This is a genomic window from Paenibacillus sp. Root52, from assembly GCF_001426865.1.
In the GTDB taxonomy this organism is placed as follows: Bacteria; Bacillota; Bacilli; order Paenibacillales; family Paenibacillaceae; genus Paenibacillus.
The window spans coordinates 202,202-223,736 of sequence record NZ_LMFO01000005.1; the positions used below are offsets into that span (position 1 = coordinate 202,202).

Annotated in this window: 18 protein-coding genes; 14 read left to right on the forward strand and 4 right to left on the reverse strand. The window is 45.1% G+C overall.

Annotation, left to right across the window (positions count from 1 at the left end):
* Nucleotides 1–776: 776 nt before the first annotated feature.
* Nucleotides 777–2,735: an ABC-F family ATP-binding cassette domain-containing protein gene (locus tag ASD24_RS08430; protein WP_056694358.1), complete on the reverse strand. Its 1,959-nt coding sequence runs from the start codon at nucleotides 2,733–2,735 to the stop codon at nucleotides 777–779.
* A gap of 348 nt (nucleotides 2,736–3,083) precedes the next feature.
* Between ASD24_RS08430 and ASD24_RS08435 the strand changes: the two genes are divergently transcribed.
* From ASD24_RS08435 to ASD24_RS08475, 9 genes are all read left to right on the forward strand, one after another.
* Nucleotides 3,084–3,716: a 5-formyltetrahydrofolate cyclo-ligase gene (locus ASD24_RS08435; RefSeq protein ID WP_056694360.1), complete on the forward strand. Its 633-nt coding sequence runs from the start codon at nucleotides 3,084–3,086 to the stop codon at nucleotides 3,714–3,716.
* Nucleotides 3,716–4,225 (forward strand): cyclic pyranopterin monophosphate synthase MoaC, encoded by a 510-nt coding sequence (gene moaC / locus ASD24_RS08440; RefSeq protein WP_056694362.1) that lies wholly within the window; start codon nucleotides 3,716–3,718, stop codon nucleotides 4,223–4,225. Before ASD24_RS08435 ends, moaC begins: the two co-directional genes overlap by 1 nt.
* A 220-nt stretch (nucleotides 4,226–4,445) precedes the next feature.
* Nucleotides 4,446–4,931, forward strand: a complete 486-nt coding sequence (locus ASD24_RS08445) for a MogA/MoaB family molybdenum cofactor biosynthesis protein (protein WP_056694365.1) — start codon at nucleotides 4,446–4,448, stop codon at nucleotides 4,929–4,931.
* Between the two features lie 182 nt (nucleotides 4,932–5,113).
* Entirely contained in the window at nucleotides 5,114–5,362 is a 249-nt protein-coding gene (locus ASD24_RS08450) for a twin-arginine translocase TatA/TatE family subunit (protein ID WP_056694367.1), read from the forward strand.
* A 75-nt stretch (nucleotides 5,363–5,437) separates the two neighbouring features.
* Nucleotides 5,438–6,223 carry a twin-arginine translocase subunit TatC gene (tatC, locus tag ASD24_RS08455; protein WP_056694369.1) on the forward strand — a complete coding sequence of 262 codons (786 nt, stop codon included), beginning with the start codon at nucleotides 5,438–5,440 and terminating at the stop codon, nucleotides 6,221–6,223.
* Between the two features lie 397 nt (nucleotides 6,224–6,620).
* On the forward strand, nucleotides 6,621–6,902 hold the full coding sequence (gene groES / locus ASD24_RS08460; protein ID WP_056694371.1) for a co-chaperone GroES: 282 nt from the start codon (nucleotides 6,621–6,623) through the stop codon (nucleotides 6,900–6,902).
* A 73-nt stretch (nucleotides 6,903–6,975) separates the two neighbouring features.
* Nucleotides 6,976–8,610, forward strand: a complete 1,635-nt coding sequence (gene groL, locus ASD24_RS08465; RefSeq protein ID WP_056694373.1) for a chaperonin GroEL — start codon at nucleotides 6,976–6,978, stop codon at nucleotides 8,608–8,610.
* Between the two features lie 187 nt (nucleotides 8,611–8,797).
* Nucleotides 8,798–9,034, forward strand: a complete 237-nt coding sequence (locus ASD24_RS08470; protein ID WP_056694375.1) for a hypothetical protein — start codon at nucleotides 8,798–8,800, stop codon at nucleotides 9,032–9,034.
* A gap of 242 nt (nucleotides 9,035–9,276) precedes the next feature.
* Nucleotides 9,277–9,624, forward strand: coding sequence for a hypothetical protein (locus ASD24_RS08475; protein WP_056694377.1), 348 nt, complete (start codon nucleotides 9,277–9,279; stop codon nucleotides 9,622–9,624).
* A 96-nt stretch (nucleotides 9,625–9,720) separates the two neighbouring features.
* Here the strand turns inward: ASD24_RS08475 and ASD24_RS08480 are convergent, their stop codons facing one another.
* Together ASD24_RS08480 and ASD24_RS08485 are read right to left on the reverse strand one after the other, a co-directional pair.
* Entirely contained in the window at nucleotides 9,721–10,377 is a 657-nt protein-coding gene (locus ASD24_RS08480; protein WP_235540458.1) for a hypothetical protein, read from the reverse strand.
* Between the two features lie 418 nt (nucleotides 10,378–10,795).
* Nucleotides 10,796–13,915 carry a glycoside hydrolase family 2 TIM barrel-domain containing protein gene (locus ASD24_RS08485; RefSeq protein WP_056694381.1) on the reverse strand — a complete coding sequence of 1,040 codons (3,120 nt, stop codon included), beginning with the start codon at nucleotides 13,913–13,915 and terminating at the stop codon, nucleotides 10,796–10,798.
* Between the two features lie 122 nt (nucleotides 13,916–14,037).
* Between ASD24_RS08485 and ASD24_RS08490 the strand changes: the two genes are divergently transcribed.
* Nucleotides 14,038–14,862, forward strand: a complete 825-nt coding sequence (locus ASD24_RS08490) for an AraC family transcriptional regulator (protein WP_056694387.1) — start codon at nucleotides 14,038–14,040, stop codon at nucleotides 14,860–14,862.
* Between the two features lie 30 nt (nucleotides 14,863–14,892).
* Here ASD24_RS08490 and ASD24_RS08495 read toward each other — a convergent pair whose 3' ends face one another.
* A complete protein-coding gene (locus ASD24_RS08495) occupies nucleotides 14,893–16,932 on the reverse strand; it encodes a helix-turn-helix domain-containing protein (protein ID WP_056694388.1) in 2,040 nt (679 codons plus the stop codon).
* A gap of 273 nt (nucleotides 16,933–17,205) precedes the next feature.
* On the opposite strand from ASD24_RS08495, the gene ASD24_RS08500 reads away from it, so the two are divergent.
* The 4 genes from ASD24_RS08500 (at nucleotide 17,206) to ASD24_RS08515 (ending at nucleotide 21,336) form a co-directional block, all read left to right on the forward strand.
* Nucleotides 17,206–18,426, forward strand: a complete 1,221-nt coding sequence (locus ASD24_RS08500; protein WP_056694390.1) for a metal-dependent hydrolase family protein — start codon at nucleotides 17,206–17,208, stop codon at nucleotides 18,424–18,426.
* 35 nt (nucleotides 18,427–18,461) lie between these two features.
* Nucleotides 18,462–19,628: a hypothetical protein gene (locus ASD24_RS08505; RefSeq protein ID WP_056694392.1), complete on the forward strand. Its 1,167-nt coding sequence runs from the start codon at nucleotides 18,462–18,464 to the stop codon at nucleotides 19,626–19,628.
* 296 nt (nucleotides 19,629–19,924) lie between these two features.
* Nucleotides 19,925–20,821: a helix-turn-helix domain-containing protein gene (locus tag ASD24_RS08510; protein ID WP_327205234.1), complete on the forward strand. Its 897-nt coding sequence runs from the start codon at nucleotides 19,925–19,927 to the stop codon at nucleotides 20,819–20,821.
* Nucleotides 20,822–20,847: 26 nt separating this feature from the next.
* Complete coding sequence (locus ASD24_RS08515; RefSeq protein ID WP_056694396.1) at nucleotides 20,848–21,336, forward strand: DinB family protein; 489 nt, start codon at nucleotides 20,848–20,850, stop codon at nucleotides 21,334–21,336.
* Nucleotides 21,337–21,535: the final 199 nt, after the last annotated feature.

A 21,535-nucleotide genomic window follows, 5' to 3' on the forward strand; every position in this document is an offset into this window, starting at 1 on the left:
GATTAGTTTGTCGAATTGATGCTACAAAATATCAAGTCACCACTTCAATTTGTCAAGATGTGATTATAGTTATCCACATATTCAGGATAAATTGTGGGTAACTAGGCTGGAGCCAAACCAGACTCGTTTTCGAAACGATAAGGTTTTAGGGGATAGAATCTAAGGTGTATATCCACAAAGTTGTGGATAATGTGTATAAGTCGGTGGATAAATATGGGTTTTTGTTGAAAATGCGATTCTACCGCCGTTTAATTAAGCCTGATGGACTGCTTGGTGTCTTGCTTAATTGTGGATAAATGCGTCATTGGTTCTATAAAAAATATTTTTCAAAATTCGAGTGAATTTGACAAATGTGAAATGATCAGAATATGGCTACCCACTCGATCATAATCAACAAAAATGGGGCTGTCTTAAGAAATCTCTCTGCGCTCCAAGTGCTAACGAACCTACCGCATCTTAATAAGCGGATTATCTTACTATGCAAGATTTAATGAACCTCAGTAACGCTATTCCTTCATATAATGGTGTCGCAACCTAAATAATGGACTGAATCGATGAAATAACGCCTCTATGATTCGTTAGATATCAGATTTGGGAAAAATAGGAGAGAATAGCGTGTATCAGGGTCATTAGCTCAAAATAACGCTAAAAAGGGATGTCCCTCGTCATATTCGTGACTTTGGGAGATCCCCTTTTAATATGTGGATATTGCACGCATCGTAGGTAATATATCAATGCAATGCTTCATTAGAATGCTTCATCGGAAGTATCGATCTCTATTCCAAAGCAAGAGCTTCCCATTCTTCATAAGCTGTCGCAACTTGCTGCTTAAGCTCCTCTGATTTGGCTTGCAGCTCCTGTAGCTTCAAGTAATCCTGATAAATTTCAGGCAGAGCCATCTGTGCCTCCAGCCCTGTAATCTCATCTTCCAGCTCTGCAATTTTCAACTCTAGCGTTTCTTGTCTGCGTTGTCGATTGCGTTCTTCGCGCTTCGCTTGTTTATCCGCTTCAAAGGATGCTGCGCCTGATTTCTCCGCTGATGAAGGAGCAGTGCTCGCTTTAGCCGAGAGTTTAGCAGAGGCTGCCTTGGCTTCAGCAGCTTCGCGTGCGATATCTTCCAGCTCCTGTTTTTTCTCAACATAATCATCGTAATTGCCGAGATAATGCTCCGTTCCACCTGGATGCAATTCAACAATTCGCTCTGCCATTTTATTGAGGAAATAACGGTCATGAGAGATAAATAGCAATGTGCCTTCGTAGTCCATGAGAGCCGCTTCGAGTACCTCTTTGGCGAATAGATCCAGATGGTTCGTAGGCTCGTCCAGAATCAGCATATTGGCTTCCTTAAGCATGAGCTTAGAAAGGGAGACACGCGCCTTTTCCCCGCCGCTGAGCGAGGAGATTTTTTTGAGCACATCGTCACCGCTGAACAAGAAGTTGCCCAGAACCGTACGAATGCGGGCTTCCTCCATGCCAGGATAAGCACCCCATAGTTCCTCCAACACGGTATTGCTAGGGGTTAGTCCTGTTTGTTCCTGATCATAATACCCAATCTGCACCTTCGTTCCCCACTGAATATCACCTGCTGCCGGGCGTAAGCTTCCTGTAAGGCATTTGAGCATGGTGGACTTCCCAATCCCGTTAGGCCCAATGAGGGCAACGGTCTCTCCCCGTCGCAGATCGAAGGATACATTGCGGAATAGAGGCGAACCCTCTTCATATGCAACGGACAATTGATCCACTCGAAGAACTTCCTTCCCCGACATGACGGCTGTTTCAAAAGAAAAGTGAGCCTTCTTCAGATCGCCCATCGGTTTGTCGAGACGTTCCATTTTGTCCAGCGCCTTACGGCGACTCTGTGCGCGCTTGGTTGTTGAAGCACGAACGATGTTTTTCTGCACGAATTCTTCCATCTTGGATATTTCATCTTGCTGTTTCTCATATTGCTTCATCTGTGTTTCATACTCAGCCGCTTTGAGCTCCATATATCGACTGTAGTTACCTGTATATTTCCTAGAACGGTGCCGTTCGATTTCGACGATGGTTGTAACAAGTCGGTCAAGGAAGTAACGGTCATGAGATACGACCAGCAACGCGCCTGAATACCCTCGCAGGTAATCTTCCAGCCAAGTTAAGGTAGGGATGTCGAGATAGTTCGTCGGCTCATCCAGCATGAGAAGATCAGGGGCTTGTAACAGAATACGAGCAAGAGCAAGTCGTGTTTTTTGCCCGCCACTGAGCGTAGCAATCGGTGTGTCTGCGGCAAATTCGCCAAACCCCATCCCGTGCAGCACGCTTCGAATACGAGTTTCCATCTCATAGCCGCCATGATCCTTAAACCAATCGGAACGCTTCGCATAACGCTCTAGCAGCTCTGCATATTTTTTCTCGTCTTCCATGAAGGCAGGGTCGGCGATATCCTGCTCCATCTGTCTTAATTCAGCCTCAGCTTGGGTTAGATGGGCGAAGACGTTCATCATCTCTTCCCAGATGGTGCGATCGGACTGTAGTCCACTATTCTGAGCTAAATAACCCAGCGTTGTCTCTTTTGATTTGAAAATTTGTCCGCCATCATAGGACATCTCACCCGCAATAATTTTGAGCAACGTTGATTTGCCTGCGCCGTTTACACCGACGAGACCAATTCGTTCACGTTCTAATATTTGTAAGTTTACGCCGTCCAAAATTGGATCGACACCATAACGTTTAATAATTCCGGATACTTGTAATAACATAAAATGAAGTTCCTCCATCGGTCCAGTACGTGATTTGATAACAATAAGTGCGCGTTCAAAAAGTACGGTTGCTAGTACCGAGAAGATGGGATGAACTTTTTGAACAACCTCTATAGTCCAGTTTACATGAAATACAGATCAAATGCACCGCTTGAGAGCGGGGGGCCGTGTAGTCTTTTTGGACAATCAATGATAAACTGAAAGAAGGCATGTTAATTCATGAGTATTTTGCAGAAAATGATTCATGATAACCATTTCAACGAGATGACATCACGTCATAACATATAAATTGTATTCTTTAATGCGTTTTTTTTCACCTTCCACATCAACAGGAGGTTATTCAAAACCATGCAGGATCGGATGGAACACAAGAGCGAGCTTCGTTCTCGGCTGAAGCAAAGTCGGGATCTGCTGGATGAATCGCTTCGCCTTCATGCGATGAGTGAGATAAGCCTTGTGGTGAAGCAGGAGCTACATCGATTGAGGCTGGATAAGCCACAGTTAACGATTTTTAGCTATTTGTCCTATCGCAGCGAGGCAACGACTGCGTTTTTGTTTGAAGATGGCTGGAAGCATGGGGATGTGATGCTTGCCCCCAAAGTGCTGGCGAATCCCCCTCGGATGGAACTGAGGAGGGTGAGCGGACAACAGGATATTCAGCCAGGTGTATGGGGCATACCCGAACCTAAGGAATCCTGTGAAGTAGTACAGCCGGAGGATTGGCCTGATATCGATCTTGTTATTGTGCCTGGTTTGGGATTTGACTTTCAGGGCGGCCGGATTGGTTATGGCGGCGGTTATTATGACCGTTTTGCCGAGACGCTGGCAGTCCAATGTTCCCAAGCAGGTCAAAGACCACAGTTGGCAGCACTTGTGTTACCAGGGCAATTGCAGGACGAGATTCCGATGGAACCGCTCGATCTGCGACTGGATCTGTTGATGACGACCGAAGGTGTACTACATATCAATAAAGGGTTGTGATGGTATTGAGTTCAGATGTACACAACGGACAAACTTCCGGAGGGGAGTTTACCCATTTTAATGAACAGGGACGGGCTCGAATGGTTGATATTTCGGGCAAGGAGGCTACCGTTCGTAAAGCAGTGGCGGTGTCCAAAGTAACGATGGATCCAGCTACGCTTGAAGCCATCCGTGAAGGACGCATCGGCAAAGGCGACGTGCTGGCTGTTGCTCAGATCGCCGGTATTCAAGGGGCTAAGAAAACATCGGACTGGATTCCAATGTGTCATCCCCTTGCACTGACAGGTGTGGATATCCGTTTTCACGACAACGGTGTGGATGAGATACAGATTGAAGCAACGGTAAAAACGGAAGGAAAGACTGGCGTCGAGATGGAGGCACTAACGGCAGCCTCTGCTGCGGCGCTAACGATCTATGACATGTGTAAAGCTTTGCAAAAAGATATGATTATCGGTCCAACGATGCTGCAATCCAAAAGTGGTGGCAAAAATGGGGATTTTAATCTTTAAGTGCGTGTTCAAAAAGGGTGGTTTTCAGTACCAAGAAGATGGGATGAAGATAGAAATGGAGTAGCGGAGCGTAGATTGAGCTACGTGAGCAACGGACATTTCGGCTGAATTCCATATTCGATGCTGAGATGCCTTCAGGCATCCCTCGTGATCAAAAGCGGACTTTTTGAACTACCTCTTTAACGGACATTTATTTTCATAAAGGAGAAGGGTGATCTTTATGGTGTGGAGAACAGCAATCCTGACAGCCAGCGACAAAGGGGCCCGCGGGGAACGTGAGGATACGAGTGCACAAGTCATCCGGGAGCTTGTAGAAGAAGAACTGGGTGGGGAGATCGTAGAGTACCGCATCGTTCCTGATGAACCCGATGAGATTATCGCGGCACTAATTGAGATGACAGATTATTTTCATGCAGACCTTGTACTGACCACAGGAGGTACGGAACTTGCGATTCGCGATATTACCCCTGAGGCGACAAGACGGGTAATTGAGAGAGAAGTTCCGGGTATGGCTGAAGCAATGCGTTACAGTGTCATGAGCAAAAATCGTTCTGCTATGCTGTTCCGCGGCTTGTGTGGTATTCGTGGACGTACACTGATCGTCAATTTGCCTGGTACGCCTAAGGGGGTACACGAGCATTTGGCAGCGATTATGGATCAGCTTCCAGAGGCACTACTCATGGTTACAGGACAGTTTAAGCAATAGATGAGTGCGAATCTCCATAGGTAATCCATTCATAAATATTGAATAATTTATGAATATTATGGGTTATGTAAGTGGTTACATCTGTGGTATGATGGGCATAAATCAATATTGTTGTCGTTCTTAATCTAATCATTGGATTCTTGTAAACAGAATTTCTGAGCCTTGCAGAAGGAGGAGTATCCATGGGAAGTGCTATAGGTCCAACAGGTTTTATTTTATTAGTTGTTGTGGCGCTGTTGTTGTTTGGTCCAAACAAGCTTCCTGAACTAGGACGTGCAGTTGGCCGTACTTTTCGTGAATTCAAGGACGGTGCACGCGAGATTATCTCGGATGATGACGCGTCCAAGCGCAAGGAGCAGGAGAAGGCCAAACCACTGGCATCGGAAAGTGCACCTGTAGATAAGCCTGAAGACAAACGCTTGCCGGAGTAATGACGGCCATGAATGAGAATTCCCTTCCTGCCGGAAGGGTTTTGTATTTTAAGCTGGCAATAATGGGGGGCAAGCATGACGCAGCAGACAGAAGAAATGACTATTGTGGAACATTTGAGCGAGCTGCGCAAGCGGCTGATTTATGTGCTGAGCGTTTTTGTTTTAGGTCTAATTGTAGGCTTTTTTGTAGCAGATCCCGTGTATGAGTACTTAACGAAAGCCGAGTCGGTTAAAGGTTTTGTGCTGCATGCCTTCTCTTTCTGGGATGGTATTGGCATCTACATGAAGATTGCGGGACTGTTTTCGCTGGTTGTTACATTGCCATTTACGGTGTTTCAGATCTGGAAATTTGTAAGTCCGGGGCTACGACCGATTGAACGGAAGGCGGCATTGAAATATGTGCCGTATGTGTTTCTTTTGTTCCTGATCGGTCTGTCCTTTGCCTACTATGTCGTCTTCCCGATGGCGCTTGCGTTTACAACTTCGATTACGGAGAAAATGGGACTTGTCGAGACATATGGCATGAAGCAATATTTCAGTTTTCTGTTCGGTATTGTGCTGCCTGTATCTTTGTTGTTCGAGCTTCCTCTGCTTATCATGTTCCTGACAGCAATACGGATTCTGAATCCGACCCGTCTTCGCAAAATGAGAAGAGTGGCTTATTTCGTCTTGATCTTCATCGCCGTAGTGGTTACACCACCGGATTTTATCTCGGATCTCCTGGTGATGATTCCTTTGCTTTTATTGTATGAGTTCAGTGTTTTTCTATCGGCCTTCGTATATCGCAAGCAGCTAGCTGCTGATGAGGCAGAAGAGTCTCGCTATACCCGGGCGAGTGACGATAATAGCATGAACAGTTAGATTTCGAGAGCAACGAGGACTCAATAGAGTTATTAGGGTTATCATACATGAAGTATTCAATGTTCTATTGAGTCGTTCATTGATCTAAAGGACAAGCAGGCATATTTTGCCGAGCAATGGATACAATGGAAGAGGGCTGAGCACCCCAATGGGTTGAGGCTTGTTATTGTCTTGCGTCTGAACAGTGCGGGATAGAAGACCAGGATTCTTGTGTAATTCTGAGGGCTCGTTGTAAAGAGAACGTAAATTATCACATGAATTCGTGAAAAGGACTTGAAATCATGCTTCAAGTTGAGTATCATAAAGTTGGTTGTTAGCACTGGGCACGGTCGAGTGCTAATACATAGCTACAACCTACAATGTAACGTTATATAATTTCAAAAGGAGGCTATTTTTCATGATCAGACCTTTAGGTGAACGCGTATTGGTAGAACCATTGGAGCAAGAGCAAACTACTTCTTTCGGGATCGTACTTCCGGACTCTGCTAAAGAGAAGCCGCAAGAGGGTAAAGTAATTGCTGTTGGCGCTGGAGTGTTGAAAGACGGCGTACGTGTAGCTCTGGAAGTGAAAGAAGGAGACCGCGTAATCTTCTCCAAATATGCCGGTACAGAAATCAAATTCGAAGGTAAAGAATATTTGATTATGAAAGAGAGCGACATTCACGCGATTCTCGACTAATTCAAATTTTATCGGTTAACCGAACCATATAGCAGTACCATTTTACACAATATACTAGGGAGGTTTTCTTAACATGGCTAAAGACATTAAATTCAGTGAAGACGCTCGTCGCTCTATGCTTCGTGGTGTAGATGCATTGGCTAATGCAGTAAAAGTAACACTCGGTCCTAAAGGCCGTAACGTTGTACTTGAGAAAAAATTCGGAAGCCCGCTCATCACGAATGACGGTGTAACCATCGCTAAAGAAATCGAACTGGAAGATGCATTCGAGAACATGGGTGCACAACTGGTTAAAGAAGTAGCAACCAAAACAAACGATGTTGCCGGTGACGGTACAACTACAGCAACTGTATTGGCTCAAGCGCTGATCACAGAAGGTCTGAAAAACGTAACTGCAGGCGCTAGCCCAATCGGTATCCGTAAAGGGATCGACAAAGCGGTTAAAGCTGCGGTTGCTGAATTGCAATCCATCTCCAAACCGATCGAAACGAAACAATCCATCGCACAAGTTGCAGCAATCTCTGCTGCTGACGAAGAAGTAGGCGAATTGATCGCTGAAGCTATGGAAAAAGTAGGTAAAGACGGCGTTATCACTGTAGAAGAATCCAAAGGATTCGCAACAGAGCTTGAAGTGGTTGAAGGTATGCAATTCGACCGTGGATATATTTCTCCTTACATGATCACAGATACGGACAAAATGGAAGCTGTTTTGGACAATCCGTACATCTTGATCACAGACAAAAAAATCTCCAGCACGCAAGACATCTTGCCATTGCTTGAGAAAATTGTTCAACAAGGTAAACCACTCGTATTGATCGCTGAAGATATCGAAGGCGAAGCATTGGCGATGTTGGTTGTGAATAAATTGCGTGGTACATTCAATGCTGTAGCTGTTAAAGCTCCAGGATTCGGTGACCGTCGTAAAGCTATGCTGCAAGATATCGCTGCCCTCACTGGTGGCCAATTGATCACGGAAGAACTGGGTCTGGATCTGAAATCCGCTGTTGTGGAACAACTGGGTACAGCTCGTCAAATCCGTGTAACAAAAGAAAACACAATTATCGTTGACGGTGCTGGTAACAAAGCCGATATCGATGCACGTGTAAGCCAAATCCGTACGCAACTGGAAGAAACAACTTCCGAGTTCGACAAAGAAAAACTGCAAGAGCGTCTGGCTAAATTGTCCGGCGGCGTAGCAGTAATCAAAGTCGGTGCGGCAACTGAAACAGAATTGAAAGAACGCAAACTCCGCATCGAAGATGCCCTGAACGCAACTCGCGCTGCGGTTGAAGAAGGTATCGTATCCGGTGGTGGTACTGCGCTTCTGAACGTATATCATGCTGTTGCTGGTGTAGCATTGTCCGGTGACGAGCAAACAGGTGTGAACATCGTCCTGAAAGCTCTGGAAGCACCAATCCGCACAATCGCTGCTAACGCTGGCGAAGAAGGTTCCGTAATCGTGGAACGTCTGAAAAAAGAACAAACAGGCGTAGGCTTCAACGCTGCGACTGGCGAATGGGTTAACATGATCGAAGCAGGTATCGTTGACCCTGCGAAAGTAACGCGTTATGCATTGCAAAACGCTGCTTCCGTAGCTGCAATGTTCTTGACGACTGAAGCCGTTATCGCTGACAAACCAGAACCTGCAGGTGCTGGTGCTGGAATGCCTGACATGGGCGGCATGGGTGGAATGGGCGGCATGATGTAATAAAGGTGTAAAAAACCTTATCATGCCCTAACGAATGAAGGCTCCCGAGAGGGAGCCTTTTTTCATTTAATAAGGTTATAGGAAGTTAGATTTTGTATCATTTATAAGAAATTGAAACCTAACAGACTATTCTTCGTATGTACAATGATACATAAATGAGAATTATAGGAATTAAGGAGGAAGTTCGTTGAGGAAAAGTACGAAATGGGTATTGTGGATATTAGGTTTAATGCTCGCTGCAATTTTTATTAATTTTTATATGAATCTATATAGCTTTGGATTTGCTCTAATTGGGGTGCTGTTTATGGCATTCACGGGATGGGGATTTCTAGCCAAGCTAAAGAACGACGTTCGTCAGCACGAGGATCATCATAGAAGAATGCATGAATCTGTGAATGATGACATAGAGAGATACACCAGGTAATTAGCCATCCAAGACACTTGATATAGGATTAAGAGATGCTAAGTAGCACTTACACTGGATAAGTAACAATTATGGACTCCCGCAAGGGAGTTTTTTAATTATAAGATGTAACAAACGATATTACGTATTGCTTAGGCTGGGTTAAATACGATGCTCAGAGCATCGTGAATGCTGTCCTTCAGAGGTAAATGGACGAATATGGTATCTCATATTTTGGGTATATACCTAAAAGGAGGGATCATATGAAACGAATCAAAATGGCGTGCATGACTTGTAGTATATTACTAGTATCTGTGTTATCAGCTTGTGGTGCGGATAATATTCTACACGGGAAGAGTGATCACTGGGATGTAGCTCTGCAAAGATCAACAGGGATTTATAGTATTACTTATATCGGTGATGAAACGTATATAAGAGATTTTGTATTTGACCTTACCGGCACGAATATAAATCAACAGGGCAGTTCACTCTCAGAACAAAAGAAACCATTTAAGATGTCGGGAACGATTACGAATACGGAAGACACGAAAGATCCTCTTGAATTCAAAATAAGTTGGAATAATCAAAGCGAGAGTATAACCTTTGAGTAACTCTCGCTTTGGGGAGGTGTAACAGTTTGGAGTGGTCACAACTATGGATTGCGTGGGTATGCTTGCATAATGGGACGGCTTCTTGCACGGTGAGACTTACTCCACCGTTGTTATTTCAAAAACAGAGGTCCCATCATTTTGAACCTGGAAGCGATATTGGAACCCATCTCGTACTGTTGTTTCATCAAACTCACTCTGATTCACATCACGCTCTAACAATCCGATATCCTGAATAACGTCTTGCGCATCGTTATAGGTGTACTCACTGTGCGTGGTTAGAATGAGCGTAGCGATGGCAGTCAGCAGGACGCCACGAGTCGGTTCATTGACATTGCCAGTTCCATATAGCTTAATTTCCTGTATTTGTTCATCTGCATTGACTATTCCGATCATGCGTAATTCATCATTGAATGCATACTCAAAAGTGGAAGTTGCCTGATCCGTTGATGACTCATTCATGGTCAGTCGAGTAATTGCGAGCCCGTTCAATCGGTATTTACCTACAGCAGCATTGAACTTATTTCTGAAATCACCAGCAGTCATCTGAAATCCAGTAGAATCGGTTGGAGTGGAGGCATCGTTGTTACTTTGATCCGAAATAGCATCGGCATTCTGTTGTGTTGCCTGATCTGAACCAGGCTGTGTAGTGTTCGAGGATAAAGCTAACATACCATACATACCTATGGAAGCCATCGCGAAACAGAGTGTCGTTAGGATAATATGCTTGATGGTTACCTTGTTATGTTTTCTCATGGATAAGATCATAGATATAAGAAATACAAAGAAAGCCAATAAGCCAGTGATCCATATTACGGTAAACAGAACTTGCAAATTCTCACCTCATAATAGATTAATGATTAATATCATGTTTGTCCCATCACTCATTATAATGTTTCTTCGATTAACTTTAAACTGATCACGTATGCTCGCGCATCACATCGTTCATATTACATATCTAGCATCACGCATTGTGCGGCAAAGCATCTCATTTCACATATCCAGCGTCTCGCATCATATATCAATCATCAGTTATTCAACATCACGCATTGCACAGTAAAGCATCTTGCATCACGCATCGGATATCTCTTATCAATCATCACGCGAAAAAAAGCACTACTGGCATACGTCCAGCAGTGCTATTATTGGTGCTTTCCTCAATTACATCTTTTTGTTATACAGGTTTAACCGTAAAAGTGAAGTGATATGCACGGTTAGCGGGCAATGTATATTCCGCATGAGTTTGCGCACCCCAGCTATCATCTCCGCCTACGCCCATTTGTTTGTAATTGATGCGAGCGACGGTCTGGGTGCTGTGAGGTAATTTGTACACATGGTCATGTGTCTCAAGTTCCTCAGGAGTCCATGGCAATGCATTAATCTCGAACGGTGTTGCTGATTCGAAGCGGACACCGGTTGTGTTATTGCTTGACGTAATTTCAGCATAGCGTACATCGGTTTTGTTACCGCATTCCTGTGGTCTCAGGTACGGAACGAATTGATCGCGAACGGCTCCAGTGTAATATCCTAATCTTGCACTGGTCAGCCGGTCTGCATAGTTATCATGCGGACCTCGACCATACCAAGCGATCGTATCCAGCTCGTTATTCAGTTGCAGCAACATGCCGAATTCCGGTAGCTCGGGTAAACCTTCACCTGGAATAAGATGCTGCTGTATTTCCAGCGTGCCATCCGGGAACATCTTGTACGTAATGGACAATGTGCATCCTGGATGTGCATTCCACGTATAATCGCTTGTCACGATGCAGTTTTGTTCATTCACTTGATGTTCGAAGCGAATGAATTGGCTAGTCGCGTGAGCATCTTTCCAGAAGCCGGAACGCTCTGGCAGACCGTTACCTAGATCATTGTCTGTCACAGCACGCCAGAAATTAGGCCGTACGGGTGCAAGGAGTTGCTCCTGCTTGTTGAGCTGATAGGAGGTAAGCGCGCCTGTAGTTTGATCAAAAACAAACGATACATGGTCACTACTTACGTTCAACTCGTTCTGCACATCCTCTACGAGTAACGATTTACCTTTGCCTTGTTCTGCTGCCTTGTTTGGTTGTAATCTTGGCGATACAACGAATTGATCCCAAGCGACTTCATGACCTTCGCCTGCCCATTTTGTTGCAGTCTTGGTCACGAGCGACACGGTTAACACCGCTTCTTGGTAAAGATCTGCCGATGGTGTATAAGGAATCCGAATTTCGCTCGATTCTCCAGGTGCTACGGCAATGTCAAGGCTACCGTTCTCGACAGGCTTACCGTCGTGTAATAACGTCCATACAAGATCATATTCGCTCAGATCGGTGAACAGGAAGAGATTACGGATACGCAAGATACCCTCCTGTACATTCACAGCTTCCATACGAACATTCTGGTAACATTTCTTCACTTCTTCAAGCTTCGGTGTAACAGAGCCATCTGCTAGGATCAGTCCGTTTCCGCAGAAATTCCCGTCATGCGGCGATTCTCCGAAGTCCCCACCATAGGCGAGATATTCAATCCCATCTGCTGTAGTTGTGAGCAACGCCTGGTCGATCCAGTCCCAGATAAAGGCTCCCTGCAAAATGTCATAACGGTCAAATACATCCCAGTATAAATGCAGTCCACCACATGAGTTACCCATGGCGTGGCTGTATTCACAGATGATATACGGTTTCTTAGGCACCTTCAGCTGGGCATATTCCTCGACTTGTTGAGGTTTGATATACATGGTTGACTCGATGTCACTTGCTGAATCGGAAGGACGATAATGGAACGTTCCCTCGTAATGAACAAGTCTTGTTGGGTCAGACTGCTTCAGATAATCGTACATAGCGATGAAGTTGTCGCCACCGAACGATTCATTGCCCAGCGACCAGATGATGACGGACGGGTGGTTTTTGTCCCGTTGGAACATCGAGTTACAGCGATCTAACACATTCTCTCGCCATTCTGGCTTGCTTGCAGGAATATTGTTCTCATTCAGTTCCTTTTGTCCGTAGTACCATGATCCATGTGTCTCCAGATTCGTCTCGTCGATGACATAGAGGCCGTACTCATCACACAATTCGTACCAGAGCGATTGGTTAGGATAATGTGATGTGCGAACGGCGTTAATATTGAAAGATTTCATCAGCTCAATGTCACGGATCATGTCCTCAGCGGTAATCGCACGTCCTGTTTTCGGAGAAAATTCATGGCGATTCACGCCTTTGAAAACAATGCGTTGACCATTGATTTTCATCAAACCGTCCTTCAATTCAAACGTGCGGAATCCAACGCGGGAACGAACCGCCTCAACTGTTTCACCATGGCCTGCCTGTATGGACAGAACTAATGTATATAGATTGGGGAATTCTGCACTCCATTTCAGTGGATTGGTTACCTCTGCAGATAAGTGAATGCTTAGTTCGTTGTTATCATTTACAAAAGAAACAGCCGCTTGTATTGGTTGATCCAGCACCGCTTGCTGCTGTGCATCATAGAGCTGTGCCTGCACGCTCATTCCATCTGTAACGCTGGCATTGTGATTGAACAGTTTCACATCGATCTGTAGCTCAGCATCCTGATAGGCTGCATCAAGGTTAGTTTGTACGAAGAAGTCAGCAATCTGAACCGGTGAAGGAGAATACAGATATACGTCACGGAAAATACCACTCATTCGCCAGAAGTCTTGATCCTCCAGCCAGCTTGCATCACACCAGCGGTATACTTCTACGGCAAGTGTGTTCTCGCCATCATGTAGATACGCGCTAATATCAAATTCCGAAGGCGTGAAGGTATCTTCGCTATAACCGACTAATTCGCCGTTAACCCACACATAGAACGCAGATTCAACTCCTGCGAAATGGAGAAGAACAGGGCGATCCTTCCAGTCTGCAGGCACGGAGAATGTTCGAATATAAGAACCAACAGGGTTATAGGTTGTTGGTGCGAATGGTGATTTTAATTCTGGCTCACGCTCTGACCATGGGTAACGGATATTCGTGTATTGTGGATAATCATAGCCTTGAAGCTGCCAGTGCGAAGGAACCGGGATCTCGTCCCACTGGCTATAATCGTAATTCGTCTCGTAAAAGGACGTGATTCGAGCATCTGGCGTTTCTGCAAAAGCAAACTTCCACACTCCATTCAGGGACTGGTACCAAGGAGAAGATGTTGCTTTATTGTTCAATGCTTCCGCAACAGACGGAAATGGCATCATTGAAGCATGTGCATTTAATCGACCGACTTGAAAGGTCTCAGGATTATTGTTCCATTCAGGATAACCATTGGCTGGAGGGGTGTAGTTCAATTTGTTTCTCATCACAGCAGCTCCTTCAATAATGTTATAATATTGTCATTATAAAATTGAAAAGGCACTTATGAAATAAAGAATATTGCCCACATCTATCACAATATGAAACTAAATGGCAAGGTGGTGAACCGGTGGAGACTCAATATAGGTTTGGGAAAACAGATGAGACCTCTCGTTTGCCGATTTATATGACTACAGTGGGGTATTGGGAGCATCAGAAGGAGACAGATCGTCCGCAGGGTTTTCCTGACTACCAGATCCATCAAGTCATTGAAGGGCAAGGGAAACTGATCATTCAGGATGAGGAGCATCTAGTCGGCCCAGGTGATGTATTTTTCCTCTATCCTGGCATTCCGCATCGTTATATGCCCATAAGTGAGCGCTGGGAGCTGGCATGGATTTCTTTCCAGGGGAGGGAGGCTAGTGAATTGCTCTCGTATGCAGGAATTACCCATTCGCGCGTATGTAGATTGAGGTCTAATAAGCTATTACACGGACTACAACATATGCTTGTGAGAGAAGAGAGTGTAGAAGATACCGACTATGAGATTGAATGCTCCAAGTGGTTGTACGCGCTGCTGCTTGATCTTAAACCAATGCTTATCGCTCCGGCTAATCACAATGATGAATTACAGCGGTTAAAGCCCGTGTTGCGATACATCGCTGAACATCTAGATCAATCGTTGTCTCTAGCCGAGCTAGCCGAAGTGGCCGTGGTGTCCCCGCAGTATTTATGTCGATTGTTCCAGCGGGCATTATTCACCAGACCGTTGTTCTATGTGAATCAACAGCGTATTAATCGCAGCAAGCAATTGATGTTTAGCGAGATGCAGCTGCGAATATACGAAATTGCCCATCGGGTTGGGTACGAGAATGCGAGTTACTTTTGCGCCATGTTCAAAAGGCATACCGGCATGAGCCCGGAAAGCTTCCGTAAGCTACATGGATTGCAATGATTTCGTTCACATCCTATTCGCTCATTCAACTTATATAGAGGGTGTATGTGTAACGGCGTATACTTCGCTTAAATGAAACGCCAGATAGATCTTCATCCAGCCTTCTGAATCACTCAGATCTACACCTAGAATTTCTTCTATTTTACGTAGGCGTAAATAAAGTGTATTGCTATGAATATGCAATCGTTCGGCTGTAGCCTGAACGGAGCGGTTCTCGGAAATATAGGTTTTGAGCGTAAGTTCGAGTTCACCTGATTTATGCTGCTGGAGCGGTGCTAGAACTTCATGAATATAGTTTTCAATATCCGACGTCTCTTGATTGAGGAAGAGCTTGTTAATGCCAATATCTTCATAGAGCATCCTGCCTACCTTATTGCGTTTCAGCAAAAATGACAGTGCGCGCGCAGCCTCGTCATTGCTCTTGGACACATACTCCAGACCACGGTACACGCCACCGATTCCCATTAAGAGTTGAGGTGTCTTAGAGGTGGCCCATTTCTGTATGGCTACTTCGAGTGTGTTTATGACATGCAGCCGGATTTTGGGATCGGAAGCAGCGGCCAGAATCGTTATTTTATTGTGTGTATTAAATAGAAGATACTCAGTTGTACCTAGCTCCTTATCAATAAAGCCAATGAGCTTACGAACCCAATTTTCCGTTGTTTTCATATCCAGATGCTCGCTCTGAAGCTGAACTTGAATGACGAATAGGGATTGATGCGCTGGTAAATGAAAGCCGGCGAGCCTGCTCTCTAACTGCTGAGGTTCCCGATATTGAACGAGATCAGCGAAATAATCCTGGTTTTTGCGATAAGTCATCTCTGTCAGGGAGTAGGTATTCATCATATTCAGTGTGACAATAGCTCCGCCTTGTTCCAGAATAACATGGTCAAGCTGGCGCAGAGGATGATGTAGCTCAATGAGGAAACAACCGAGCACAAGCGCACCATATACGATCGGATATAGATATACGTCGGAATTTCCGTCTCCAGGCAATGTCATGGGGTCGAAGTTATTCTCTATTAAACTATAGATATTGACCTCATGAAGCATTGCACTCTCCGGTATCGTAGGATACCAATCACTTCTCGCCATATCAATATAATAGGTAGGCAAGTTAAGCATCGAACCTACCTTCTCTATGGTATGCCCTAAGGAACCATGTTCAATGGAAAGTTTGGTAAACTGATTATGAATTTCATTACGGCTGACGAGATAACGGTTCTTCTCCAGTAGCTCAGAGTACATGGTGGCGTTCGAGATGGCAATCGCGGCTTGATCCGCAAATCCTTGCATCACGTTCAGGTCATGCGGGGCAAAACGCCTGTATTGCGTGAATTGATAGACAAGCATGACCCCAATTTTACGCGTGTTCATCGTGACTGGAACAGCAATCATGCTTTTCGCTACACTACCGTCAGGCAATGCACTAACAATAATGCTGGCATTCTCCGGATTAACGTTAGCCATATCCCTGTATGCCTCTTCCGGATTACTGTATATACGGCCGATGCCTTCCTCATATACCTTTCCAGTAATTCCTTCATCAATCTCCCCTTGATACTGAAACACACTATCTTGAAAACCAACCTTGGCTTTAGGAATCATTTTGCCTGATTCGGGATCGACCATCATAAATAAACCACAGGATAAGGATGGAATTACCTTAAGCGCGTTCTCCATAATTTTCAGCAAGAGATCGTTTAATTCTAGGGAACAGGTAAGCTCTCTCAGCCCCGTCATCCATCGCTCATTATGTACACGCTCCTTCATGATCTGCTGTTTGAGCAGCTCTTCTCGGATCAAGGATTCCAGACGTTCACTCTGTAAGAGGGTCAGTTGCTTCTGGGTATCGACAGCCACACGGATATTGCAATGGGATAGAAATTCAAACGTATATTTAAATATTTTCCACTCTGAACCTGGAGAAATTTCCTCGATATTGTCGGGCATCTCTCCTACAAGCAGCCAGTTACTCCACTCAACATCATAATCATCCTTGAGCCATATGCCGTACCGACAGGTGCCGAAGCTATGTGTCATAAAGGAATGAATCGTCTCATTCATCATGGGCATTACTCCTTTCGTGTGTTAATACATCACATTAGTCATATCAATTTTGAACGAAGTATCTTCTTCGCTGTGTATATCACCATGGATATCTATATAAAACTGTTGGTCTCAACAATGACATTATACAATTGCAGCTTATATAATGTCAGTAACTTTAACGCAATACAATTTCAATGTGTTACAACAGTATAGCTTTAACTTGAATAGGTACAACACGTATCATTCATTACGATGATGCGTAACCAAATCTGAAAACGAGGTGGAGTATTGATGAGTTCAATGATTGCTTTTACAGGTGCATTGCTGATAGATGGACAAGGCGGAGAGCCTGTTTCCGATAGTGTGGTTCTGGTAGAGAACGGTAAGATTAAAGAAGCAGGTGCCAAGGCAACTGTACAGATCCCAGAAGAAGCTCAGATTGTCGACGTAACTGGAAAAGTTATCATGCCAGGATTGATCGATGCACATGTTCACGTTCACGGAGCGAAGAATCTGAACATGGCTGCGGTGGCTCTTGAGCCAAATGAACTTCAGATGGGGAGAGCGTTACAGGATCTACCGAAGCTGATTAACGCAGGTTTCACAACGGTTCGGGATGTCGGCAGCCATGTTGCTGTGTATATTCGTGACCTGATCCAGGAAGGTGTCGTTAAAGGGCCGCGGATCAAAACGTCTCGTCATATGCTCAGTCAGACGGGTGGACATGCAGATATTCATATGATTCCGACCGAAATGAATATTTTCACGACATGTGACGGTGTGCCAGAAGTTATTAAGGCCGCACGCACGCAGTTCCGTGAGGGTGCAGATTTTATTAAAGTTTGTTCGACAGGTGGGGTGTTGTCTGAGAAGGATGACCCACGCTGGTCACAATTCCGCTTGGATGAACTGAAGGCGATTGTCTATGAAGCTGAGGCGGTACAGTCATATGTAGCATCACATGCACAAGGGACGCAGGGAATTAAAAATGCGTTGCTCGCAGGTGTGCGTACGATTGAACATGGAATCTACATTGATGAAGAAGGCATTGGTATGATGCTGGATCAGAAGGCCATTCTCGTTCCAACACTAGCTATCGTGCATCGGATTATCAAAGAGGGGCATAAATACGGTGTACCTGAATTTGGAACTCGCAAAGCAGAGCGTGTATACCAAGAGCATATTGAAAATATGATCATTGCACACAAAGCGGGTGTAACCATCGCAGCGGGTACGGATTTCTGTACGTGTGCACCGGTAGAGCATGGCGGTAATGCACTCGAACTGCGATTACTTGTAGATGATGTTGGCTTCACGCCAATGCAAGCCATTGTTGCTGCAACGCGAGATGCTGCCAAAGCGATGCAGATGGAGGAGGAGATCGGTACCCTTGAGGCGGGCAAGTCAGCAGATCTGCTGGTACTGAATGTGAATCCGTTGACAGATATTAGTCTGCTTGAAAATACAGCCCATATTGAGCAGGTCTATTTATCAGGTGAACGCTTGAAGTAAGATGCAGACAACATAGAGAATGGGGAGAAGTCACCATGTTTAGTCAACCGATTTATATCGCCACGATATTACTCGTCATTTTAGCTATTGGAGAATTAGTCTCCATCTGGTCCAAAGCACGAATTCCTTCCTTGCTCGTTGTTCTAATCGGTTATCTACTGCTGAACTGGGCCGGATTCTTTCCGCAAGGCGTGGTGTCAAGCTCTGCACTGAGTGCGTTCGGGGCGCTGATGGTGGCTCCACTTATTGTGCACATGGGAACCTCGATTCCACTGAAATTGATTCGTTCGCAGTATAAAGCGATATTGATTTCACTGTTCGGATCACTTATTGCTACAGGCCTCATTTTGTTGATTGTAACGCCATTTTATGGTTACCCTACAGCTGTTGCCGGGTCAAGCCCGGTGGTCGGTGGGATTATCTCTTATCTGATCACGGCTACCAAGCTGCAGGAGATGAATCTCGCGCATCTGATTACGATTCCGGCTGTTATTCTTGGTATTCACTCACTCGTGGGCATGCCGCTCGCAACCAATTTACTTCGGAGGTATGCACTGAAACTACAGAAGCAGGGCGCTTTTGAGAACAAGACTCCATCGCCAGGAAACGTAAATATTAAGGAAGCGAATGTGAAAACATTTCTTCCACAGCGTTTCCATACCGCTCCAATCTTGCTATTATTCTTATTCATTATGGGCAGTCTGTCCATCTTTCTTGGCAATGTAACCGGGCTTAGCTACAGTATTTGGGCGTTGCTGTTAGGTGTTATTGGCCATCTTGTCGGGCTATTCCCATCACGGATTCTGGATAAAGCTAGTACGTCAGGCATTGCTATGATCGGTCTGATTATCGTGGTTATGACAAGTATGGAGTCGATTACGGTGGATGCAGTGGTCAGCTCTATTATTCCCGTGTTGTTCATTATCGCAGTCGGGGTGGTTGGGGTAATGATCGGGGGATTCCTTGGCTCCAAGATATTCAAATGGGATCCACTGAAAGGTCTGCCTGTGGCGTTAACAGCCCTATTTGGTTTTCCAGGGGACTACATTATCTGTGAAGAAGTGAGTCGTTCCGTTGGACGTGATGAGAATGAACGTCAAGCGATTCTGGATGAGATTTTGACGCCGATGCTGGTCGGTGGATTTACAACAGTCACCACAGCTTCTGTGTTAATCGCGTCAGTATTGATCAAAACACTATGAGTACGTGAACCAAAGTGGAGTTGTTAGTTCAATCCCTTTTATAAAATTGATCTTCTCTTCATCCTAATTTCAGATTCTATTAAGGTTCGAGGGCTAATATAAGTCTTGTAAACCCCTTCTCGTGTTAAATAGATGTGTGACTGGCTCCGCCCGGATCGTCCGGCGGGGCATTTTTTTTGTATCTTTGGCTGTGTCGGGTTACGTGATGATGATATGATAGAATCATACATAATGGGTATACAGAGCAGAGATATGAAGAGGAAGGAAAGGTTCTCATGGATGTGACGCTACATACGATGTTTCGACCAATTCAGATCAATGGTACGGATGAGCAATCGTATTATGTGGAGAGAATGCCTTCTGCTGATCTAATGGCGTACATTGCTTGCTATTGGGAATCAGGATTTTTCTCGAATAGAGAAGAGAGCATGTTGCCTAAACAGGTGAATGGAGTACCCTCTCGGGTATTGCCGGACGGTTGTACGGATATTCTGATAACATACGATGCGGCTCAGCCGAAGCATACGTTATCGTATTGTGGGAACTACACGCAGCCCTTCATGTTTCCGCAGTCAGTAGGTGCAGTTCCATCAGGGGATTATACGTTTGGTGTGCGTTTTTTTCCGGGCGGGGCACGTTCATTTCATGGATTGCCGCTGGATACGTTCACAGATCTGAGAATCGCTCTTGAGGAGTGCTGGCCTTCCCAGGTGGATGAACTTCGGGAACGCCTGGCTACAACGAATAGCTTTGATGAGCGAGTGCGAGTCATGGAGGGTACATTGAAACGGTTGTCGGTGCGTATCTCGGCATATGAGCAGGATCTGATGAAAAATGTTCTGCACCGCATATTCAGCGAGGGCGGTAGCATGAATGTACATGAACTCGCCATGCGTGAGGTTGTGAGTGAGCGGCAATTACACCGTAAATTTGCAGGCTGGATCGGCGTTAGCCCGAAGCGATTCAGCGAGATCGTTCGTTTTCACCGTGTGCTGGCTAGCATCCACCGGAATCCGGCGCGTGACTGGGCGGCATTGGCGGTTGAACATGGATTCTACGACCAGGCACACTTGATTCGTCACTTTCGTAAGTTCTATGGAGAGACGCCACGGACCGCTGCTAAGGAACATCATTTGATGATGTCCGATTTGTACAATAGATTGGACAAGCCCTCGGTTATACTTAAAACCTAAGATGAATGATAAAGGAGACTTATGATATGAATGGAACTATGCAAATGAGAGATCATCTGCTTCGAGAATTGGAAACAGGCGTGCGCACAGGGGCATCACTTATCCGTCTGATTCGTCCAGAGGATTGGGCATACCGTCCACAGGACAATATGCGTTCTCTGGTGGAGCTAGTGCACCATTTTATTCAAATTATGGCCTCGGATCTTGCCATCATGCAGGAGAAAGGCGAAGCAGAGGTAGGACAAGTTGAGAATAGTCTAGCAGGCATCGAGGATATTGAGAAATTAGAGGCAACGCTGTGGAGTAATCTAGAAGCGTACAAAGCCTATATCGTTTCACTCAGTGAAGAGGATCTATTAACCCGTTCAACCAAAGCATTTTATATGGAGCATGGACACCTTCAGGCGCAATGGCAGATTGAGACGCTAACTCATGTATTCCATCACCGTTCCCAGCTCTATAATTATCTCAAGCAACAAGGGCATGAGTTAAACTTCTTCATGTTATACGCGTAAGCACGGAGAGTTATAATCTTCTGTCAGCAGAGTTTGCGTATGTAATTCAGTCCGTTTCTACATTGAACATAACGTACTCAACACAGCAGCTCTACCGGATGGTGGAGTGCACCCCTTAGAATAGACATTGGAAAAACCCCTGGGTTTAGCCGATGAAATTCTAGGGGGTGCATTTTTTATGGCGATTAAAGGACAAAAG